This is a genomic window from Methanosarcina sp. DH1, assembly GCF_020804205.1.
GTDB lineage: Archaea > Halobacteriota > Methanosarcinia > Methanosarcinales > Methanosarcinaceae > Methanosarcina > Methanosarcina vacuolata.
Window position 1 is genome coordinate 71,074 of sequence record NZ_WJBJ01000019.1, and the last position, 22,237, is coordinate 93,310.

General features: G+C 40.6%; 21 protein-coding genes. 9 read left to right on the plus strand and 12 right to left on the minus strand.

The features are described from left to right. Positions 1–764: 764 nt before the first annotated feature. A complete protein-coding gene (locus tag FXW07_RS09270; RefSeq protein ID WP_229395187.1) occupies positions 765–1,661 on the minus strand; it encodes a polysaccharide deacetylase family protein in 897 nt (298 codons plus the stop codon). Between the two features lie 478 nt (positions 1,662–2,139). On the opposite strand from FXW07_RS09270, the gene FXW07_RS09275 reads away from it, so the two are divergent. Next, on the plus strand, positions 2,140–3,753 hold the full coding sequence (locus tag FXW07_RS09275; RefSeq protein ID WP_229395188.1) for a right-handed parallel beta-helix repeat-containing protein: 1,614 nt from the start codon (positions 2,140–2,142) through the stop codon (positions 3,751–3,753). Positions 3,754–3,927: 174 nt separating this feature from the next. Here the strand turns inward: FXW07_RS09275 and FXW07_RS09280 are convergent, their stop codons facing one another. Both FXW07_RS09280 and FXW07_RS09285 read right to left on the minus strand, forming a co-directional pair. Beyond that, positions 3,928–4,470, minus strand: a complete 543-nt coding sequence (locus tag FXW07_RS09280) for a metal-dependent hydrolase (RefSeq protein WP_229395189.1) — start codon at positions 4,468–4,470, stop codon at positions 3,928–3,930. Between the two features lie 96 nt (positions 4,471–4,566). After that, the gene (locus FXW07_RS09285; RefSeq protein ID WP_048116862.1) at positions 4,567–5,271 is read right to left on the minus strand and encodes a (5-formylfuran-3-yl)methyl phosphate synthase; all 705 of its coding nucleotides are present in this window, start codon (positions 5,269–5,271) and stop codon (positions 4,567–4,569) included. 112 nt (positions 5,272–5,383) lie between these two features. Here FXW07_RS09285 and FXW07_RS09290 point away from each other — a divergent pair, with 112 nt between their 5' ends. After that, complete coding sequence (locus FXW07_RS09290) at positions 5,384–6,118, plus strand: HisA/HisF-related TIM barrel protein (protein WP_229395190.1); 735 nt, start codon at positions 5,384–5,386, stop codon at positions 6,116–6,118. Positions 6,119–6,441: 323 nt separating this feature from the next. Further along, entirely contained in the window at positions 6,442–6,702 is a 261-nt protein-coding gene (locus tag FXW07_RS09295) for a hypothetical protein (RefSeq protein ID WP_229395191.1), read from the plus strand. Positions 6,703–6,742: 40 nt separating this feature from the next. Here FXW07_RS09295 and tmk read toward each other — a convergent pair whose 3' ends face one another. After that, the gene (gene tmk / locus FXW07_RS09300) at positions 6,743–7,360 is read right to left on the minus strand and encodes a dTMP kinase (protein WP_229395192.1); all 618 of its coding nucleotides are present in this window, start codon (positions 7,358–7,360) and stop codon (positions 6,743–6,745) included. A gap of 177 nt (positions 7,361–7,537) precedes the next feature. On the opposite strand from tmk, the gene FXW07_RS09305 reads away from it, so the two are divergent. Both FXW07_RS09305 and FXW07_RS09310 read left to right on the plus strand, forming a co-directional pair. Beyond that, positions 7,538–8,200 carry a DUF166 domain-containing protein gene (locus FXW07_RS09305; protein ID WP_229395193.1) on the plus strand — a complete coding sequence of 221 codons (663 nt, stop codon included), beginning with the start codon at positions 7,538–7,540 and terminating at the stop codon, positions 8,198–8,200. A gap of 80 nt (positions 8,201–8,280) precedes the next feature. Continuing rightward, a complete protein-coding gene (locus tag FXW07_RS09310) occupies positions 8,281–8,706 on the plus strand; it encodes a DUF2111 domain-containing protein (protein WP_082091000.1) in 426 nt (141 codons plus the stop codon). 229 nt (positions 8,707–8,935) lie between these two features. Here FXW07_RS09310 and FXW07_RS09315 read toward each other — a convergent pair whose 3' ends face one another. After that, the gene (locus tag FXW07_RS09315; RefSeq protein ID WP_048116874.1) at positions 8,936–9,766 is read right to left on the minus strand and encodes a F420-dependent methylenetetrahydromethanopterin dehydrogenase; all 831 of its coding nucleotides are present in this window, start codon (positions 9,764–9,766) and stop codon (positions 8,936–8,938) included. Between the two features lie 414 nt (positions 9,767–10,180). On the opposite strand from FXW07_RS09315, the gene serB reads away from it, so the two are divergent. Beyond that, positions 10,181–10,873 carry a phosphoserine phosphatase SerB gene (gene serB, locus FXW07_RS09320; RefSeq protein WP_198146774.1) on the plus strand — a complete coding sequence of 231 codons (693 nt, stop codon included), beginning with the start codon at positions 10,181–10,183 and terminating at the stop codon, positions 10,871–10,873. 49 nt (positions 10,874–10,922) lie between these two features. Beyond that, a complete protein-coding gene (locus FXW07_RS09325; RefSeq protein ID WP_229395194.1) occupies positions 10,923–11,780 on the plus strand; it encodes a coiled-coil protein in 858 nt (285 codons plus the stop codon). Positions 11,781–12,328: 548 nt separating this feature from the next. Here the strand turns inward: FXW07_RS09325 and FXW07_RS09330 are convergent. The 7 genes from FXW07_RS09330 to FXW07_RS09360 form a co-directional block, all read right to left on the minus strand. Beyond that, entirely contained in the window at positions 12,329–12,595 is a 267-nt protein-coding gene (locus FXW07_RS09330; RefSeq protein WP_229395195.1) for a type II toxin-antitoxin system RelE/ParE family toxin, read from the minus strand. Beyond that, positions 12,585–12,800 carry a hypothetical protein gene (locus FXW07_RS09335; protein ID WP_229395196.1) on the minus strand — a complete coding sequence of 72 codons (216 nt, stop codon included), beginning with the start codon at positions 12,798–12,800 and terminating at the stop codon, positions 12,585–12,587. The genes FXW07_RS09330 and FXW07_RS09335 overlap by 11 nt, the downstream gene beginning before the upstream one ends. A 1,759-nt stretch (positions 12,801–14,559) precedes the next feature. Next, positions 14,560–15,699 carry a radical SAM protein gene (locus tag FXW07_RS09340; RefSeq protein ID WP_229395197.1) on the minus strand — a complete coding sequence of 380 codons (1,140 nt, stop codon included), beginning with the start codon at positions 15,697–15,699 and terminating at the stop codon, positions 14,560–14,562. A 70-nt stretch (positions 15,700–15,769) separates the two neighbouring features. Continuing rightward, the gene (locus FXW07_RS09345; protein ID WP_229395364.1) at positions 15,770–16,927 is read right to left on the minus strand and encodes an NAD(P)/FAD-dependent oxidoreductase; all 1,158 of its coding nucleotides are present in this window, start codon (positions 16,925–16,927) and stop codon (positions 15,770–15,772) included. A gap of 16 nt (positions 16,928–16,943) precedes the next feature. Next, positions 16,944–17,885 carry a UbiA prenyltransferase family protein gene (locus tag FXW07_RS09350; protein ID WP_048116895.1) on the minus strand — a complete coding sequence of 314 codons (942 nt, stop codon included), beginning with the start codon at positions 17,883–17,885 and terminating at the stop codon, positions 16,944–16,946. A 287-nt stretch (positions 17,886–18,172) separates the two neighbouring features. Then, positions 18,173–19,645: a tRNA guanosine(15) transglycosylase TgtA gene (tgtA, locus tag FXW07_RS09355; protein WP_229395198.1), complete on the minus strand. Its 1,473-nt coding sequence runs from the start codon at positions 19,643–19,645 to the stop codon at positions 18,173–18,175. Between the two features lie 243 nt (positions 19,646–19,888). Next, a complete protein-coding gene (locus FXW07_RS09360) occupies positions 19,889–20,476 on the minus strand; it encodes a pyruvate kinase alpha/beta domain-containing protein (protein ID WP_229395199.1) in 588 nt (195 codons plus the stop codon). Between the two features lie 543 nt (positions 20,477–21,019). On the opposite strand from FXW07_RS09360, the gene FXW07_RS09365 reads away from it, so the two are divergent. Both FXW07_RS09365 and FXW07_RS09370 read left to right on the plus strand, forming a co-directional pair. Beyond that, on the plus strand, positions 21,020–21,766 hold the full coding sequence (locus tag FXW07_RS09365; RefSeq protein WP_229395200.1) for a proteasome assembly chaperone family protein: 747 nt from the start codon (positions 21,020–21,022) through the stop codon (positions 21,764–21,766). 4 nt (positions 21,767–21,770) lie between these two features. Then, positions 21,771–22,160 carry a DUF473 domain-containing protein gene (locus FXW07_RS09370; RefSeq protein ID WP_229395201.1) on the plus strand — a complete coding sequence of 130 codons (390 nt, stop codon included), beginning with the start codon at positions 21,771–21,773 and terminating at the stop codon, positions 22,158–22,160. Positions 22,161–22,237: the final 77 nt, after the last annotated feature.

Here is a 22,237-nt window from a genome sequence, read left to right on the forward strand (position 1 = left end):
CAGCACACAGGCCCAAAAACTTTCGATCCTAAACTTTTGTTTATTTGTTTCTTCTCTTCCTTATTCCTTCTATATTCAACCGGCCCAACAAATAATTAATGGTTGTGCCCTAAGTGCAGTTTGATATACCTGCCTTAACCTAATTAATGTTTTGATGGTGAAATGTTTCGACAATTAAAGGCTTTCAGATATATACCCTTATCCAGAGACTTTATTGTTTCTGTCACAACAACTCACAGTATATTAAGTATATCCTTTTTGAGTACAGATCCTCCGAAGACTATATGCAGCTTTTAACCTACGAAGTGAACATCATTTATCAGATTTATTTGTTATTCCTGCCAGCGTCTGCATGTCCCTAATTAGTCCATCAGAAGAAATCATTCGTTTAAGATCGGGATAATTAGGCGGTTCCCTGAAAAATAGATGGAGTGAGGAAATACATGGAGGAATATAATGTAAAATCTCGCAAATCAGATATAACTAAAATCTATTTAAATAAGCAATTAAAGTTTAGGGTATAAATATTTGTCCTATATAATTAATATTCAGTGTTAATTATTCTTTATTATAATTGTTATTATATAGGACTTACGCACTTGAGGAACAAAATCAATTATGGTAAGGGCCGGGGATTAAAGTCGCGTTTTGTACAGCTAACGTTCTGATGCTGTTGACTCTTCAGTTCAACCGCGTGAGTCCTATTTAGACTTGCCAGGGTCCTTTTCAAATTTTCAATTATATCTGGAAAACCTTTCTAAAGGTTATATTCCTGGGTAGTCCCTCAGGCACTCTTTTTTAACATCAGTCAGGGCTTTCAGAATGTGACGAATTCTACGTTCTATAAGCTTTCCTTTCATACACCAGTAAAATGGCCTGTTGTTCCCTACTGAAGGAAATTTAGTGCAGGAAATATCAATCGGGTGGAAATAAAAGATAGTATGTCCTCTTTTCAAACTCTGGATAAGCCCATTCAATACCAGAGGAGCTCCAAGAAAGCGGAGTATTGGGCCACCAGATGCTGGAATTTTAAGTACGTTCTGATAGTATGCCCAGGGGAATTCAATAAAGTTTCTGTCGTCTCCTGCCTCAAGCCCGTTCTCTAAAGGGTAGTAAGGAAAAGATGAGACTGTCTTGAGGGACGAATCCGTTTTATTATAAAGAGAATTTACGGAAACTGAGGAATCATATTTGAACCCGATGTTTTCAAGTGAATCTAGCATCCAGCCACCTACAAAGGCATTTGGTGCCCTGTAGCCTACAACTCTCTCTCCACTAACTTTTTCAAGAATTTTTTTCGCAAACAATGTTTTCTGCTCGAATTCGTCGTTACTCATTAATCGCTCCTTTGTCTCAGGATCGATTTTGCAGGCGTGATGCAGACCATGACATGCAATTTCATGCCCTCTTTCCGCAATTGTCTCGACAAGTCCAGGATAGTGTTCGACAATGTCTGCGACTACAAAGAAAGTAGCAGTCACATTAAACTCATCGAGAATATCCAGTGACTTTTTTGTAGGTTCAGTCAGGTAATCGTACCTGTCGTCCCATTTTTCAAAAAACTCATTCACAGTCCTGTAAACAGCGTAAGGAGAACTGCAGACTGAAGGAATATGATACCAATCTTCAATATCCACTGTGACTGAAAAACTCCCCCTCATAAGACCCCACCGAGCGACCAACTGTGCTTATAATCACATAACGAATTTTTGACTTATAGTGAAATTACATAAGACTGGGTATAAACGAGAACACAATTTCTCAAAAAACTTGATACTTTAAAAAAGGGGCGCAAGAGTATAAAAAATTTTTTGATGTTCTCCTTGAAATACACAGTAACAATTATCTTGAAAAGGGTTTTTGTATTTAATTTTGAAAATTTAATTGTGAGTTCACAGGGATTCTGTTCCAAAATCCAGTGATTTTAATCTTTATATTCATCACTAGATTAGCATGAAAGTTCTTTCGAGTACTTTCATTTCTTTGTGCCTGTTATTCGGAGAATTTCATGTGCGTTTTGGTACTGAGTTAACGGAATTAAAAAGAAATATTAATCTATGCTAAAATTTAACTGATAATATTCTCTGAAGATGATTTTTTCATGCCTGGAGAGTTAATACTAAAAATCTAGGAATAAAAATGAACGGGAAAATTCTGAGACATAGATTGCAAAAAAGGGAAAAAATCGTAGTCTACTTTACAATTTTAGTTTTTTTGATTGCATTAGGAACAACCGCTCTCTCCACTACATCACCAGGTATTACTGTTTATGTTTCTGCCGATGGGAGAGGGAATTTTAACTGTGATGGAAGTAACGACCAGGTAGAAATAAACAAAGCTCTCGCATATGTTGCAGAAAACCCTCAATTCACAACCGTTCATCTAAAGGGCCCCAATACATACATCATCTCGGACAGTATTTTAATCGGAAATGACACTATTCTGGAAGGAGATCCGACAGCCGTAATTAAACTTGAGGATAAAGCAGATTGGCCAAAAAATAAGCCTCTGATTACGCAGATGGACAATTCTGGAAGCCAGAATATTACTATAAAAGGATTCGAAATCAATGGAAACCATGACAAGAACAAGGAAAAAAATAGAGGAGATGGATATTACAATCATATTTATTTCTTAAACTCCAGTAACATTCAGGTTCACTCTATGTACATGCATGACGGGCACGGAGATGGGCTGAAGATAGAGAGAAGCTCTGATATCCAGTTTTACGATAACCGGATGTATAAACTGGGGCATGACGGTCTTTTTGCAATCCAGTGTCAGAATGTAGAGGCCTGGAATAATACAATAACCTGCAGGACTAACAGCGGTCTTAGAATCTTGAATTCAAACCATGTAAAATTCTATGATAACATAATAGATTCCTTTTCCCATTGGAGTGCGGGTGGTTCTGGAATTCTGATTGAGAAAACAACAGGAGTGATGAGTGACATAGAGGTGTATAATAATACTATTCATAACACCTATGGGCCCGGGATATGGCTGTTAGGATATGGTTGTTCTTATCCCATGGAAGAGGCAGAGAATGTATATATTCACCATAATGTTTTCTACGGCACTGGTACGGACCCAAACATAGATTGGGTAGGTGGTATAGTAACAAGTGGATTTTACAATACCCTTGTTGAAAATAACGTATTTGATGGTACGTATCAAGCTGCAATTATCCATATGTATCCTACAGGTGGTTCTACCGATCTTTCACCCAAAGGTACAGGATATACCACAATTGTCCGCAATAATATTATTGTAAACACGCTGCAACGTACGAAAGACCCGAGCGGGACAGGATATGGAGTTATTAATTATCTTCCCAAAACGCATTCCTTTGTGTTGGAAAATAATTGCTTTTACAATAACTTCGCAGGAGACTACATGAACGCCAGTTCGACAAGCGACATCCATGTAGACCCTCACTTTGCAAACGAGATAAATCACGATTATCACCTGAAATCAAAAGGTGGAAGATGGAATGGAAAAACGTGGGTAAAAGATACTGTGAGTTCTCCATGTATCGATGCCGGTTATCCAGAATCTGACTATTCAAAGGAGCCAGAAAATAGTGGAAACAGGACCAACATAGGCAGGTATGGAAATACTGAATGGGCTTCTATCTCAGGAAATAGGCCCGGGTATGTTGTATGGTGGAACCAGCTATTTTCACCAGAATGGAAAACTTTCAGGCTGTTTCTGAAGATGTTTTTCTTATTCTGCTTTAATGTGTTATATTAAAGCTTCATTAGCTTATTTATCAAATTCTTTTATGGCAATTCACTGATTAGTTTAGCGATGGTTTGAAAAACCATAGTTAGGACAACCTTACCACTCAAGGTAATGACGAGATCAATTGGAAAAAAAGGTAAAGTAGAGTACTTTCATTTCTTTGTGCCTGTTATTCGAAGAATATCATGTGCGGTTTTTGTTATAGCAGAATTCTTTTTTCTTCTCGCTTATATACTTAACAGTAAGAAGGACAATTATAGTCAGTCCGACGATTTCTGAGATAAAAACTTCTGTGAATGCGGGGTGGTAGGATCTACTAAAAATTATCATAAGATACTCAATAAAGCTTGCTGAAATCGTGTCTTTCGGAAACCCCCAGCCCAGGAGCGGCCAGAAAAATACTTCAGGGGCATTCCATATCTGATCTTCTAAAATGTGGCAAAAGGATGCTCCTGCAATAATTATGAGTTCAGGTTTCCCCTTTCTATAGAGATAGTAACCTGTCAGGCCCAGCAGAAGGCCAAAAAGTAGAGTATGGGCATAAATTCGCCCGCTTCCTATGGTTTCAGCAAGAATTATCCTGCCAAGAGGTTTATCGATAAAGTCTGGAAGGAGTGCTCCGAATGCAATCCACGGAACCTTTACCCAGAAGTTATTTTTTGAAAGTAATCGGCTCAGGAGATAAAAGATCCCCAGAGTAATCCCAACGTGTCCGAAAACAAACATCAGACTAAAAATAGTTATTTACTTATAATTCTTTTTCGGCAGGCCTGTCTGGTGACCTGCCGGCACAAAATTTCAGTTTCAAATCAAAAAGAGTTTTCAAGCCTGGCATTCAGCTACGAGCTTTTCTACCAGTTCCTGTCGGATTGCATTTGTCCTATCTCCTCCGCAGACCATACCCCGAACCCCGATAATATCCGGTCCGATTCTCTCAAGCACTGGAAGGTCCTCAAATTTCAGGGAGCCTGCAATCGCGTTTTCAAGTCCGCATCCATGGGCAAGGTCCGTGAACCTTTTAAGTTCTTCCTCGTCCATAAATTCGAAGGTAGATTTTCCATCCTTAATTCCTGTATCAACCATCACCACATCTGCTCCAGCTTTTGCGGCGATTGAAGGAAGCAGTAATGGAGAAATTGAATTGATGCGCTTGTAGTCCGAATACCCTGAGGCAACAACTTTTTTTGTCGAGTCGTAGTCCTTTACGGCCTGTGTTATTTTTGTGATAAGCTCGAAGGCCTGATCTTCAGTATGGATGTCGTAAAGGCCAACTTTAATATAGTCTGCTCCTGCAACGGCTGCTCCAAATGCTGCAAGGGAAGCAGTTCCTGGTTTATAGTTAAAATCTCCTATGGTTGCGCTTATTGGCTGTCTACCGTCTACAGCTTCTTTTACATCCCTTATTACCCATGGGAAATTCGCACCAAGGGAACCTTCTTTCGGATTCTTGACATCTACAATGTCTGCGCCGCCTCTGGAAGCAATTATTGCTTCCTCTTTATTAATTGGACTTATAAGCAGTTTCATAAAAAGCCTCTAAATAAACATCTAATTGGAATCTTACAGTGAATATTACTCTTTTTATACAATATTCTTTATTTTATACTTTTTTATAGGATGATACAGCTATTGAATAAGTATGTTCCGAGTAGTTTTTGTGATGGATATATTTAACCGTAACGTAGTTCTTGCAAAGGGAGGGGTCAGGGAAAAATACCTTCCGGTTTCAGATTCAAGTACTGTATGTAGCAGCTCGGACCCTGTAGAGATAGTGGAACTCCTGCATCCCAGTGAAGTCTATATTGCCGACCTCAATGTTCTTCAGGGCAAAGGGCCTCTTGAAATCAATGCCGGAGTAATTAGGGAAGTAAGCTTAAGGGCAGACACGATGCTTGATTTCGGGATATCAGCTCCAGAGGACGCGGACAAAGCCCTTTCCATTGCAGGAACTGCCGTGATAGGCACAGAGACAGGCACTCTTTCGGCAATAAAAGATGCAGCTTATGGAAACTCCGGAAGGATTAGTGTCAGCATTGATATAAAGCATGGCAAAGTCCTGAAAAATGATCCTGAGCTTCCTGAGTCTCCTTTTGAAATAGTAAAACTGTTAAATAATTTACCCTTAAAAGACCTCATTTTCCTTGACCTTGACAGGGTTGGAACAGCCTCAGGCTTTGATCCTGAATTCCTTCGAAAACTGGTTAAATGTTCCAGGCATAGCGTGCTGCTTGCCGGAGGGGTCAAGGATATGAAGGATCTTTTTACTCTTGATAATCTAGGAATAAAAGGAGCCCTGGTCGCAACTGCCGTGCATTCGGGAATGGTCCCTCCGTCCGTGTTGAGTTCAGGGCTTAAATCAGATGACTTAAAATAAAATCGAATAACAAAATAAAATCAAATAACAAAATAAAATCGAATAACAAAATAAAATCGAATAACAAAATAAAATCGAATAACAAAATAAAATCTGATAACTTACTATAAAATCTAATAACTAAACTAAAATCTGATGGCTAAAATAAAATCTGACAACTAATATAAAATCTAATAACTGAAATAATATTTGATAATAAAAACTAACTGTTACCTGGAAATCCTTTTATTTCAGCCTAATATGTCTTGTATATAATCGCGTATTTTAGTATTAAGAAAAGATCACAGATTTCATTTAAAAATAGGAAACTATGAGGTTTACATATGGTAAAGAAGGATACATCTGAAGAGAATATCGAAGAAAGCACTGAGGAGAAAAGCGGAGATGGATATGTGGAGATTAAGATGGGAGGAGGCTGGTATATGACGATCTCCCTGGCACACAGTGACCGCTTTGAGAAAGAGTATGTCGAACTTGCAAAGGAGCGGGGAGGCGTAAAGAGGTCCAGGTTCAACCTTAACCCCACTCATGTCAGGATGTTAGGAGAAACCCTGATAAAATTTGCGGATGATAATGGTCTCTAACAGTTATTTGAGTTTAATTTCGGTTCACTCTTGTTTCTGGTCAGTTCCTGCTCAGAAACTCTTGAATTTTTTTCACAACTTCTTTTTCTACGTATTCAGGAGAATGGGAAGCATCGATTACAATAAAACGTTCTGGATCGTCTGCCGCAAGCTTGAGGAAAATTTCCCTGACTCCCCGTAAAAACTCTAATTTCTCGAATTTGCTTTGTTCTCCTCGTTTCCCACAACGTTCAATTGAAATTTCGGGCCTGATATCAAAGAGAAAGGTTAAATCTGGAACGATAGTCCAGCCCCGGTGCAGATCCTTTACCCATTCAAGAGGATTTTCCAGGTGAGTTTTCAGGGTGATACCCTGATAAGCATATCGGCTGTCAGAATAGCGGTCAGAAATTACTATTTTTCCGTTTTCAAGTGCAGGCTTTATAAGTTTTGCCAGATGTTCTGCATGGTCAGCTGTAAAAAGGAAAAGCTCGGCAAGCTGGTCGGTATCTGATTGAATAGCTTTTTCCACGGCGTTTCCAGTTAGAGTCCCTCTTGTTGGTTCCCTGGTAAAAACAGGGTTAAAGGCTTTAATTTCAGGGTTCTTCTTAAGTTTTTCCGCAACGGTGCTTTTGCCTGAGCCGTCAATGCCCTCAAGTGTGATCAGTTTTCCTCTCATAAATACCGTCTTTTTTCTTTAGAGATTTTTAGTGAAACGCGTTATCTGTATTTATAATCTACAGGTTTTCTGAACTCATGATAAGATCCCAATTTCATGTATAGCTGGCAAGTCAGGTCTAAATTCCAGACAAAATAAGCATCTATTTATGTAATATTAAAAATAGCTTAGAATAATATGACTGTAATAGGAGTAATTACGCGGGGCAAGTACGGGCACCGCTTGATTGAGACTGTCAGGGAGCATAGTGATTTTTCAATCGTAACTGCGGACCTGCCTGAATTTGTGCCTGTATTTATTGAAGAGCCTGATGAATATCTAGAAGCTCTTAACTTCGATAGGCGTGTTTTCTCTGCCGAAATTATAATTACTTACTCTCTGCATCCGGATCTGACATCTGCAATTGCAAAACTTGCGGCAGAAGCCGGTGTGCGCTCTCTTATAGTTCCGGGTGGACCATCCAGGGCTTCAGTTCCCGAACTCAAAAAGATCTCCGAAGTTTCAGGTATGGATGTCGAGGTAGATGAGATCTGCTGTAGTCTTGAGCCCAACGATTTCAATAGACCGTTTGCGGAACTCTTCGGGTCTCCTGTCTTGAAGGTAAAAACAAAAGATGGAAAAATTGCCGATGTCGAGGTAATAAAAGGTGCTCCATGTGGGAGTACCTGGTATATGGCAAAGGAAATAGTCGGAACGGAGGTAAAAGATGCACCTCCCAAAGCCGGGCTGTTGATCCAGCATTACCCCTGTCGGGCGACACGTGGCGAGGTTGGGGGAATCCATGAGTCAGGGGAACTGCATAAACAGGCGTTTATAAAAGCCCTTGTAAATGAGGAGTGATTATATATTCTTTGAAAAAATATATTCTAAATATGACCGGAAAGTCGGATCTAGCTTTTCATTTCTGAGAAGCCTTTAATTTGTGTCTTTCCCGGTCTCAAGTAATTTACAGGGGTGAAAAGATTACTACCCTAACTATCTCAGAAGATTCAGGGCCTGAAGACCTCGAGTCACTAGCAGTTGCGATACACTCGGTCATTGGACTTCCTACAACCATTCGCAGTCTCAAGCGAAAAGGACTTCGCCTGGAAAAGGGTCAAATCCTTGACAGAGACTATACAGGGCCTGTGCTCGAAGAAGTATTGAAAACAAACAAAGTTGTCCACGAAGTCCCTACAGAAGGCGTGTACAGGGGAAAACATGTAGTTGTTGCTCCCATTCACTCGAAAGACGGAGAAGTTATTGCAGCTCTTGGAGTTGTGGACATACTGGCTACTATAGATCTTCACTCTGTTTTTCAGGAATATACATCGGTACTGGAAGAAGTTGAAGATGCTAAGAAATAGAACTCGTAAAATATAGCCTGAAGTTTGTATAATAAATTGAAAAATTACCGACATTTAGATAATAAATTGAAAAATTACTGACATTTAAGTAATAAATTGAAATACTACTAAGTACTTGCACAACAATCTAAAAAAGTAGTTATTGGAGGACCGTCTTCCTCTTATTTATCAAGGGAATTATTCGCTCCTCCCTTTAAGCTTCCGATTTAAGCCTTAAGGTTTTCCGGGCTTACTCTGGCTTCTGGTATAATTTTACTTTCTTCAGCAGAGTACCGTTCTTTGCATGGGGTTGCCTGAGTACGGTATCATTGGATTTTTCAATCTCTCTTGCCTGTATTGCAAGCTGAGCGGCGGCTCCCATAATTTCGTGTCCGGCTGCTGCTGTCAGGCACACCTGATCGATTTCTTTTAACATGAAACATGCAGGGAAGTTAACCTGTGCCACTTTTTCAGCCATGTGAAGGGCGGCAAGAGCTTTTGCTTTTGCATAAGGATTTTCGAAGCCTGCATACTCAACACATTTTTCGGGTTTTGCAAAAATGTGTGGAAGCTCCAGTTCCTTTCCTGATTTTCCGGAAGCAACCTGGTCAGTTACTTTATCTAGTTCTTCCTGGACGAGTCTAACGACACCACAAACGGATAACACTTTCATTGCATCGGAATTGAAGGATGCCATCTCTACAGGGTCAAGAAACTCTCTTTTGGCTCCGATAAGAGGGTCTACTGGGAGGATCATATATCCGAAACCTTCCTTTTCAAGAGCCTCTCTGGCTTCTTTCTTTGTTGGGCCATCTGAGACCACAATGCAGGGAACGTCTTTCCATATTTCACGAGCTGCTTTGGGGCCCGGAGCTGCTGCATTCGGGCTGATAATTATTACAAAATCTGCATCCCACTGCTTGAAACTTTCAGAAGCTGCAGCTTCGGCAGGGCTCATTTTGGCACCTGTGCCAAATACACGTACCGTAATTCCCTCTCTTGCTGCAATTTCATCCTGGAGCAGATTGATAACCTGGCTCATTCCCAGGTTGCCCATTTTTATAAAACCTATGTTGACCATTTTTCTCAAAATCCTGTGTTAACCAATTTCTTCAATAATGGAATTCCTAATGGGTTTATAATCCTTTTGGCGAGTTATGTCCTTATCAACTTTCTTTTATAAAAACATATGCAATATATAATTATTATTCAATATCTTTCTCTGCCCCTCCGAAAAGCTTAAAAAGGATGTGATTTATTTCACTCAAAAACGTTGACATCAATGTGTTGTTTTGTGGTCTTGTTTCACAGAACCCGTATTATAATTTGAAAACTTTATCCGTTGGTGGGCTTTTAATGTCAGGGCAAGTTTATTATATTAAATTGCGGGGGTACCCCTGAGAAGGTACACCAGGCAGCATGCCCTTTTTCGGGAAATTATCCCGCTATATCTAATAGTTATTCAGGTCCAGGTTTTGATTGAGTGAACTGTCCTATGCATAATTTTACTGGAAACAAATTGATTGTTTTTGATATGGATAGCACCCTTATAGACGCTGAGACTATCGATGAGCTCGCCAGGGCTGCAGGTGTTGTAAGCAAAGTAGAGGAGATTACGAAGAAAGCGATGTATGGAGACTTCGATTTTGAGCAAGCGCTTATTGAAAGGGTTAGGCTTCTAAAGGGACTTCCTCTCGAAGCTGCCTTTGATGCCGTAAACAAGATCGATCTAATGCCTGGAGCGGCAGAACTTATCCTCTATGTCAAAAGTAGAGGCTATAAAACTGCAATGATTTCCGGTGGGTTTACCATCTCTGCCGATACGATAGGCAAAGCGCTTGGTATTGATTTCATTGTTTCCAACGAACTGCTTGTGGAAGACGGCTGCCTTACAGGCAAAGTTGTCGGCCCAATAACACAGAGCGACTCCAAAGCAAAGGTGTTCGAAGAACTCACCCGACTAAATGGGGTTCGGCCAGAGCAATGTGTAGTTGTCGGGGACGGCGCAAACGACGCCTGTGTCTTTGAGAGAGCAGGTTTTGCCATAGCTTTCAATCCCAAGCCCATCCTGAGGGAATATGCGGACGTGGTCATAACAAAAAAAGACCTTAGAGCCGTTATCCCTGTTCTTGAATCTCTTTCCTATCAATGTTGTAATCAGGCACAGCATGTCGACATCGAACAATAGAGCTACTAAAATGCCAGCTTTTTTGCTGGATCGGGAGGCACAATAAGAGATGCTAAAGGAATTGCAGAAAAAAAGATCAGATTTGAAAGACATTTCTGAAGAAGCCAAAGAAAAAAGGAATACTTTAAACGCAGAGGCAAGTGCACTCGCTGCAAAGCGTAATGAACTTAACAAGAAGACAAAAGACCTTATTAACGAAGCCCAGGAACTAAAAGTTCTCAGGGACGAAATTAATGAGAAGGTCAGCGAATACAAGAATAAGCGCGATGACACCAATGCTAAGGCAAACGAGCTCTTTGCAAAGGCTGATTCTATCAGGAAGCAGAGCAACCTGGGTGGCCCTTCGATCAAAGCTCTGAGAAAAGACATCGATCGTCTTGAATTCGCTCAGCAGACTGAAGTTCTGAGTACAACCAAGGAAAGGGAACTCGTTGGGAAGATCACTCAGCTTCAAAAGCAGTATCAGGTCAAAAAAGTTCAGCTAGAGAGCAACTCCGAACTGAAGACTCTTCTGGACGAAGCCCAGAAAATCCGAGATGAAGCCTCAGAATTCCACACCCAGTTGGCCGAATATGCCAGGCAGGCCCAGGAATATCATGAGAAGATGATTGCAGCTTTCAAAGAGGCTGACAGAACCAGGGCAGAGTCTGACGTTGCCCACAGGGAATTTGTAAAAGCCCAGGAAGCAGCTGACGAACAGCACAAGGCTTTCATCAATGCCCAGAAAGAAATCCGGGACCTTGACAAAGAAATCTTCAAGCTTAAGAAGAAAGACAAAGAAGGGAAATCCCGCGTTGTTAAGTCCGAACTTCAGAAGGATGCTAAATCTATCTTCGAAAAGTTCAAGGGCGGAGCAAAACTCACCACCGAAGACCTTATGACTCTTCAGAGGTCTGGTTTAGTCTGATTTGTCTAACAAAACAAAAATTTAGCTGAAAGGCTCTAATTTCCGTTGCAGGTATATTTACCTGCATCTCCTTTTTTTCTAGTTTATTCTAAATTTTGTACTGATTCTGTTTTTATCTGATTGGCTGTTCTATATTCTATTGCTCTGTATTACTGTTAACTTAAGCTTTGTTAGCTATCGCGATAATGTACTGATTCTTCTGTAAATTTGCTTTCTAGTTTTCATAGGTTTCATAGTGAAACCTATGGATATTCTAAAAGTTTCAGATTTTGTTTTATCCTGTTTTATCCCAAAATAATTTCGCTTTGTAGATCTATGCATATTCTATGAGGGATAAAATACAAACTTTTTATCTCAAAACGTTCGTATATTGAAGTATCCTGAAAAATTGGATTGTTGCAACGGAACAAGAATAAGTAACTTTTTCTAATTGTGAAGTTTTTCACTTATTTTGTATAATAGTCAAATTTTTGCAACGGAACCCTAAAATTGCTTCATCATCATATAAGTGCAGATCCACATTTTTTCGGAAAAGTAGAAAGTGAGAATTACAGGCGGCCGTACTTCTTATGGGCTTGCTCTTGTGTCAGGATATCAAAAACAACAATTGCATTCTCTTCGAAATCAACTGTATAGAAAGCTCTGTAATTCCCAATTCGAAGGCGGTAAACATCTTCTTTATAGCCTTCAATTTTGCATTTATTCCCGCCTTGAAACCCATTTTTTAGATCTTTTAAAGCTTCAGCAATTTGTTTTTTTCTACTTTGTGGCAGGTCATCAAGAACTTTTGCTTTAATGAGAACTTTAAAGGTCATCCACGCTCACATATTCTTCGCGGTGTTCTTTAAAATGTTTTTTCGCCTCTCCCGCTATTCGGTCAATTCTCGTTTTGTGTTCATGATCTTTGTATTCTCTAATGAGTTTTTCAATTACTGTGTTGTAATCATCGCCCATTTTCCCAATGGCTTTCAACTCATCGCGGTTTTTCTTTGAAATTTGAATTGTGGTTCCGTCTTGCATGACAATCATTATAATGATTATAATATTTATAATTAGCTCTCTTGCTCCTGCATTGTCTTCTGTGAGAAATCACAATTGACATCAAAAGAACTCAGACGAAAAAAATGAGGAAAGGGAGTTTTTAACCCTATTAAACATAAGAAAAAATGTTGTGTAATCCAAATATCAGCCCGATGAAGATAATCATCAGTCTTTCTGAAGGCTCTTCGAATATGATGGTAAAGTTTTTATGCTTCAATGTTAGTTTCATTATAACACCTTGTTTTCTTGTAAGCGTTCTCGCAGGGTACGGGAATACTACTTTGAGAACACTTGCAAGAACACGGATATCTCTTCTCATATTTTACTTTTGGTTATATTGAACATGTTCACAAAGTAAGAATGTGTATACTAGTGTCGTGAAAATTAAGTTATGAATCACCTAAATAAACGCAGAACTTCTTTACTCAGGGAACTTGCTAATATAGGTTTGCTATGAGTACCTATACCTTTTAATGTTTCACAATTAAATTTTCATGATACTAGTATTTAATTCTTGGTTTGGCAAAAGTCACATTAAAAATACGTATTTACTCTTTTTAAGGATTAATATTCCTCCTTTTTGGGTTCATTTTATAAACTATTGGGGTCACATTATAAACAATTGGGTTTACTTTTTAAACGATTGGGTTTTATTAATCATTGGAAATTGCGCCGACAGTCTCAATTAAATTGTACACAAATATGATTCTTACTTTCTCAAGTTTGACATACTGCTTTCATCTTTGTGTTTGTTTACTCGATTATTCCGGAGACTATAGGAATACAAAAGTTTTCTTCGATTACATCGGAATTAAATGCAAAAAACTATGAAAAACACATAGGCAGATTTCTTAATATCTCTTGATAGCGAAAAAGCGCAGTAGTTCTTATTTTGTTTTATCCTAAAATCATTTCGTATTCAAGAATGTGCATATACAACTGAAGTAAAAAACACACAGGTTTTATTGCAAATTATATTCATTTTCTAAAAATATAATTTTGCAGGATACTTCAATATACGAACGTTTTAGGATAAAACGTTCGTGTTTTGCCTAAACGAATGCGAACCCGAATGTTACATACCATCTAAGAATACACTTCTTTCCTTCGATAAACGCTTCATTCAATGTAAAAAAGAACTTAATTTTTTGGTGCATCTGCTTGCTAAATCTATTTTAAAATGCTCATATAGGCAGTGTCTCAAATTTGCTGTAAATTTGAAGTCAAATTTTTGCGTACTATGCCGATAATTGATCTGCCAATATGGAATTTTCTACTCAATACCTTCTTGAGATTCATGATTTTACAGAAAAATTGGCACACTGCCTACAAAGTTCGGATTTTTAACGAAAATCACTTATTTTTCGGTCAATTTTTATGAAACCCCCCATAAAATACGAACTTTATTATATTTAGTTCGTATAAGCTTTTCATAAATAATGGACTTGTAACCTTTGATGGGACCAAGGTTCTCGCAGTAGCAGAATATGATCGATTTGTTAATTTCATTCCAATGAAGTTCAGGCCTATTTTTCAAGTTAATACAATTACAGGTCTTTGGTACGTGGAGGCAGTATCCAGAATTTACTGAAAATTCAAAGCCAGATTTTTGTATACTGAACAAAATATAGTTCTCTTGCTATTCGATTTTCAAACCATAAACTTATTAAAGTTTCTAATTTTGCAGAAAAATTGGAACACTGCCCCAATTTACCTAAAACCTTCAATTATCCTCAATTTACTCTGAAAGCTTCAGGTACTTCTCCCTGAACTCAGGGTTTCTCATAAGGCAGCACTTTGCATTATATGCAGGGTCTTTCCTGATCTTTTTCCAGACATCCTTTATCCTGTCTCTATGGACATTCCCATAGGGGATTGGGATACAGGCACAGGGAAGAATATTCCCTTCCGGGGTAATATGGAGCCATTTCCGGCCTGCCATACAGCCTGTGGTCTTCATAACCTGCGGGATAGGGAAGATTCTGGGACCTTCTTTCTCCCTAGCTCCAGATACGAAATTCTCAAATTTTCTCAGGTCCTTTGGAGTCATGATTTCAGAGGCGTGGTCCATCCACCTGCCCGTAGGAACTATTTCGTAGAAGGAGAGTTCATGGGCTCCAAGCTCGGATGCAAGAACATACAGTTCTTCAAGATCATTCACATTGTCCCTGGAAAGTACTACATATATATTCACAAGCAGTCCTGCCTTAAGCCCGTTTTTGACGGCTTCTACCGCACTATTAAAAACTCCTTTCCTGCCTCTTACATAATCGTGTTTATCTTCATACGGGCTGTCAAAACTGACGGTAAGAGAATAAAGGCCTGCCTCTTTCAGTTTTCTGGCTCGCTCTTCGGTCAGCCCCACCCCTGAGGTAAACATGCCTGTAATGGCTTTTTCAGGGTCTACATATCTTATCAGGTCTTCAAGTCCAGGATAGGTTAGAGGTTCCCCTCCGTCAAAAATAACAAAAGTTGTGCCCATTTCAAGCACCTGGTCTATCGTAGATTTTACAATATCAGGGGCAAGCTTTTTCCTATTTTTTGTGTCAGGCAAGGCACAGTGAATACAGTTGTTAGGGCATTCTTCGGTGATAGAAATAGTTACCTGGTCCGGAATCATTTTTCCCAGAATAAAAGAAAGCTGGCTTTTTACCAGGCGATCAAAGCCCTTACTTGGCACCGGGGGCATCCAGGTTGAACAGATGAGCCTGTCGGCTTCGACCTTTGCAGGCTTTTCGCCTTCAAAAATTGAGAGGTTTTTCTCAAGAGTTTTTCTCATAAGGATGGACGCAGCCCCGCTGGTTTTCATCCTCATGTGTCCGTCTTCGATCTCGGCATAAACTCTGAAAAGAGGGCTTTTATAGAAATCGTATTGCATATTGTTCCTGCACCTGACATTTGATAATGTCCATATCGGTTCGTTCTCTTTTGCTCTTTTAAATTTCAGTTTATTTATTCCTGAGGAGTGCCCTGAACTTTAAAATCGCAGAGGGTTTTTTCTTTAGCATGAACGCAAAAACCTGCATAGCCTGCTCAACTGAACTTCCATGAATAAACGAGAGGTCCTCCTTTTCGAAGACCGTAGTCATCTCATCGATTTCCCTGTCCGTCATTTTTCTAAGAGTCTCAAGCCCTATTCGGCCCAGGTAGTGTTCGGCCAGAAACTCTTTTTCCCAGTTCTTCCGGTAAGCCGACAGGACAGATTTTGAGACATCTCCTTTGCTTATGGCGTCTGCAGCGACATCTCCACATATCTGGCCTGCCCTCATTGCATAGCCTATTCCTGACTGACCTGCTGCTCCGCCAACGACCATTATCCCGTCGGTTATGTATTCACCTGGAATGGTCACAATAGGGTCTCCTCCGGACAGTTTTCTTACAACTTCAAGCTCGTCGATCCCTTTAAGCTTTTTGAAATTTTCAACCCAGGCATTAAGGTAAGGCGTTGCATCAGTTCCGCACCGGCGCACATAGGCTCCGATTGCAGCATTATCTCCTCCTCTTGGAGAGTATGTAGTTTTCCAGCCTGGAGCATGATTCCCTACATAATACTCAAACATATCTGGTTTACCAAGTCCGGGACTTTTAATATCCAGTTCAATCCCCCAGGCAATATCTTCGGGATGTTTCATTGTTTTCAGGCCCACAAGGGAAGCCATTTTTGAATTTATGCCGTCGGAGATAATAACCAGTTTTGAGGTAAATACTCCGGCAGAAGTGTTGACAGTAAATTTATCTCCTTCCTTCTGAATATCCTGTACTTTCACTCCTGTTCGAATATCTACGCCGATTTTCATTATTTTCTTTGCATAAAACCTGTCGAAAGCCGTTTTATCAATAGCGTATCCAGTAGTTTCAACTTCGACTGCCCTTCCTGATGGGGAAATAATCTTCATGCCTTTGAGATAATGCAGGACATAAGAAGGGTCTACCTTTTCTCCGCATTTATCGATCATCCCCTTAAAAAAAGAGTTTGCAGGATGGGGAGGATGCCCTATTTCTTCTTTTTTTTCCAGCAAAAGGACCGCTGCTCCTTTCTCACAGGCGTTCCTTGCAGCCATCAGCCCTGCAGGAGATGCCCCTATTACGATAATATCCGCGTCCATTTTTTTTCTACCTGTTTTACCAGAGAATGGAGGTGTAGCCCCCTGCATAAATGCACAGCACTACGTCAAAAATCATTGATCCAAACATAATCGCTCTGTAATTTGAACCATTAAGAAAGAGCCTGCCACCTCTCTCCGGGGTAGGATGTTTGATAAAATCGAGACACTGAGTAAGCATCCAGAGTCCTGAAGTAAGGGCTCCTGCAAAGTACACAGGTCCTAGACGAGCCGACCAGCCTATGATTAGTGAAGCGATGACTCCTACAATCCACCAGAAAGTAACGAATCTGGCAGTAAAGGGGATTCCAAAGGTTACGGGCATCGTTGGAGCACCTTTCATTCTGTCCCCTTCCACATCTCTGGAAACTCCTCCGAGGGTAAAAGCCCAGTCCGTAACGCAAATCATTAGCCCGAAACAAATAGCTGGTAAAGGAAGGATTACCCCATCGCTGCCTTTCAGGATTCCTGCAGGGTCAAAGGCAAGCCAGATACCTACAGGTACGAGTCCGTAAGAAATACCTACTGGTAAAAAACTGAGGAAAGTATTCCTTTTTGCAAAAATTGAATATATTGTGATAACTGAAGCCGCAATAATAAGGGTTACGAGAGACTCAGGGTTCAGGTACGTGGCTGCTGCTCCCGCAATTACTAATAAAAAGATGGTATAAGCAAGCGCAGAACTTTTTGACACTCTCGAAGAAGGTAAGGGACGGCCAGGCAGGTTAATCGTGTCAATGTCTATATCACAGCAGTCATTGAAAACGTATGAGCTTGTAATGGCTGCAAAGCCACCTATTACCGCGATAATGAAGGGAATAAGCTCAGGAAGTCCTCCGGTCGCCAGGTAGGAAGCAAGGATTGCGCTTGAGGCAGGCAGGGTAAGGTCCATGTAGTAGAGTTCGGGTCTCAACAGCCGCAGATAAGGACTAAGCTCACCGATTCTTGCTGTAAGGGACAATAGTTTCACCTATACTTTTCTGGTTTGTACGAAAGTTTTTGTATAGAGCTTTGTATTTCAGCTCTTTTCCTGTTTAGAGGATTCTTTGCAGGTAATTCTATAAAGATTTGCACCTCAAAAAGTTTTCTTTTTATCTTTTTTGAGGCACGTTTTGATTGCCAGTAGATTTAAGGATTTCAAGGGATCAGGAACTAAAAGTATCCGGTACTCTTAATCGGCTACCCAAAATTTATTTTTTTCCAATTTTTCCTGTATATTTATTCTTTTTTCCAATCTTTCCTGTATATTTATTCTTTTTTCCAATCTTTCCTGTATACCAGTTTTGCCCTTTTTGTTATTTCTTCAATTAGAGGGTGCTTGAACTCCTCCTCGCAAATAAAAGTAAACTCGGCTTCAGGGTTCAGGTCCATCAGTTTAAGAGTGTTTGAAAGAGCTGTATTGAGTGATTCGTAATCCGGAAATTTTGGAACTTCAGCATTGAAAGGATACACTTCTTCCATTTCGGCAGGAAACGCTCCAAAAGGTGCTTTGAAAGTAAGAATCTGGTCGTAATCTTTCTCTCCTTTTACTGGCCATGTCCGAATAATTACCGAGCCTTGCAGGCTGAACCTATCCAGTCGTTTTCCAAAACGCAGGACTTCGGGACGGGAGGAGGACTCCGGTCCGCAGTAGAAGAAGGTGCCTTTTGTAGCCGGATCAAGCTGCTCAAGCCAGGAAGAATGGGTGTAAAGCTTCTTCAGCCCATCCAGAAGTTTTGGATGCGCACGACAGCGCTGCTCCACAAGTTCGAGCAATTTTCCGTCTTTTATGCACTGCTTAATCAGCCGGATTTCAGCAAAGGTCGCGTAAAGGTTGTGTTTTCCCAGAAGTTCTTCCCGGTTATTGGCTTTTTTCAATTCTTCTGCCGTGTACTTTGAACAGATCGGACAGGAACAGGGCAGATAGTTCAGTTTCTCAACGTGGTAAGTTCCATTTACAGTAATATAGCGCCCGTCCTTGGCGTAAAGTGCATAGGCTGCCGAATCAAAAAGATCACAGCCCATGGCTACTGCAAGGGCAAACATCATTGGGTGGCCTGCCCCGAAAAGGTGGACCGGAGAAGCTGGAGAGAGCCCTTTTTTAGACGCAGCAATCACGTCAACGAGTTCCGCATAACGGTAGGCTTCCATGAGCGGGACAACTGCTCCAAGTGGGTAAACTTCAAAATTAAGGTCTTTCAGGTGGGAAGCAGCTTTTTCCCTCAATTCAGGATATGTTGAACCCTGAACTGGCCCTGCAAGAAGCTGCTCGCCCTGGATAAACTTGCGTGCCGCTTCAAGGCGTTCAGCTGTGATTGCAAGTTCTTCTTCAGCCCGTCGGTAGTGGACATCAGGGGGTGTAGGGATATCCAGCGGAACAATAATGTCGCTTCCTATCTTTTGCTGGAACCCGAGAATTTCCTCATTCGTAACTTCGACGGACCCATATACAGAAAGCTGGAAAGAACCCGAATCCGTCATAATAGGCCCATCAAAACCCAGAAGCCCATGCAGCCCTTTTTCCAGGGCGACACTTTTCAGTTCTTCCTTGCGGTAAATAATGTAAGAATTAGTAATCAGAATCTCTGCCCCGAAGTTTCGCATTTCTTTCGGGGGAATAAGCTGAATATTTGGATTAATCACAGGCATAACGGTAGGCGTCTCAATAGTTCCATGGGGAGTCCTGAGCCTTCCTATCCTTCCGCCTGCATCCTTGTCGAGTATTTCAAATATTGCTGACATGCCGGCGTTATAGATGTCTCTCAGATATATTTATCTTTGGGGAATAGCGAGAAGCCAGGGTAATTCTAATAAATCACCTGAGCTTCCTCATCGATCTCAAATGAAGAGCTGAATCACCTGTATCAAGGATTTATGTTTCCCCTATTTTTTCTTGTCTTTTCTTGTTTTTCTTGTCTTTTCTTGTTTTTCTTGTCTTTTCTTGTTTTTCTTGTCTTTTCTTGTTTTTCTTGTCTTTTTCTCACCTTAATCTTCTTTAGCTCGCGGCATGGCAATAATCTCACGAACCTGAAGAGAGAAGAAATCTCCGCTGTGGGCTGGCCTGAGCACAAGCGCTACGTCTGCACCATGCCTTGTGCCTCCTATCGCTATAATCTCTGTGTTGTCGGAAACCGGGATATGGCCTGAGTCGGCTGCCATAACTGCGACCTCAATGGCTACCTTGAAGCCTTTTCCGAAGAGAGATCTTAGAGTGTCCGAAACGACTTCTACTCTGGAAAATCCCCCAAATTTTTTTGTGATTGAACGCTCGACTCCTGAGAATATATGTGATTGAGTGGTTATTACCGCCCCAAGTTCTTCAAGTTTCTTTTTGTATTTCTCTTCTACTTCCCATTCGCCTTTCTTATTCTGCCCGTACTGATGGCTTATTCCAATAACTTTTATGCCGCTGCCCTTTACAGCCTCTGCCATTTTTAGCGCGGTTTTTCCGCTGGTGCTTGCCACCACAATATGGGATATTTGAAGTTCTGCCGCTCTTGTCGCTGCTGCTGTAATAACGGCGTCTGTATTTGACTCTCCTACACTGTCAAAATAGAGAATAGATTTTTCCATGATTTTTCTCTTCCTGTGTTCGAATGTTTCTTTCGATTAACTTTTTTACTGTGCCCGGATGTTTCTTTCGATTAGCTCTCTTCCTGTGTTCGAATGTTTCTTTCGATTAGCTCTTTTACTGTATCCGGATATTTATTTCGATTAGCTCTCTTCCTGTGTCCTGATGTTTTTTTATGAACTGTTTTCCCATATTCGGATGTTTCTTTCTATGAACTCGTCTACTGTTTCTCTTGTGTATTATGTTTTTTTCGTTTGCGTTTTTTATCGAATCAGGTTTCTGTTAAGTTTTCAAGTTGAAAGAGAAGATTTGAATTTATTATCTTTCTTTATCAGAGTTATTTTTCTCTATCAGGAGAAAAGATATATATTAAAAAGATTCTCTTTTTATCAAAAAGAGAGTTCGGTGGTCAGAGCCTCGGGTTCATTATATATTTCTTATTATGTGCGTTCAGGAGTTAACGTAGATCGGACTGCTGAGAATCTTGTTTATCTAGGATTAGCTCAGATATAATCATAGGGGTTGTATTTCTCTGAGGTGGTTACTTGTCAAATACAGATTATGACAACAACGACGTGAAGATTATTACCAAACCTGTGCAGTCAAAAAATCCTGTTTTGATTGAAGGTTTTCCCGGAATCGGACTTGTGGGGAATATTGCAAGTCAACATATGATAGAAGAATTGAAAATGGAATATATTGGCTCTATTGAATCAAGGTATTTCCCCTCGATTGCAGTACTTTACGAGGGGCTTATAAATATGCCTGTGAGGATTTATGAAAGCGTGGAACATAACCTGATTGTTGTAATCTCCGATATCCCAATCAGTCACACTGTCTCCTACGATGTTAGTAATGCTCTGGTGGACTGGGCTGAGTCTATTGACGTAAGAGAAATTGCTTCCATTGCAGGAATTGCCATAATGGACGGAGGGCATAAAGTCTTTGGGGCAGCCACCACCCCGGAGATGCTGGACAAAATTAAGGAAAAAGTAGAAGTTTTCCAGATGGGAACCATCTCTGGGATTTCAGGTAGTGTAATGGCTGAATGTCTGCTGCGTGGAATTCCTGCATTTAGCTTGCTTGGTGCTACCAGGACCCAGAACCCTGACCCAAGAGCTGCTTCTGCTGTTATTGAAGTTTTGAACGAGCTATATGGGCTTTCAATAAGTACAGTTCGGCTTATAGAGCAGGCTGAACGTATAGAGGTTGAACTCCAGAGGCTTGCTGAAGATGTTCAGACTGCGGAGCAGAAAGGAGAAGTAAAGAAGGAGTTCCCAATGTACGGGTGATCCCATGGAGTACATCGCGTTAACAGGAATTGCTGATTCTCTTATCGAGGTCCTGAAGAAACACCATCTCAGGACTCTTGAGATTCGGAGTCCTCAAAACTTCGTAGGAGTACTTGGGCTCAATGCAGGAGATAACGTTCTCCTGACTTCTACCAGCCTTCAGGATCTCACGAATGGGACTCAGGGTCTCATAGCAAAGGTTGTACAGAAGCAGATTTCTGTCCATTCCATTGTCAGTTCGAACGATTTCTACATTGAAGAACGAGAAGCTATGTCAGCCCGTATCCAGCTTCAGTGCAGGTGTATGGCAAGAGTAAGAAATGTTATTTCAAGCGAGCTTGGGAAACCAGTCCTGGTAGACGCCAGGGAAATTTCCTGCTATGAAGCCAGGTAACAATTTTCAGCTCTTCGTTGTTTTGTATGGATATCCTCATAATGTTCCCATAAAAACCACTGTGGGCTTGAATTGAA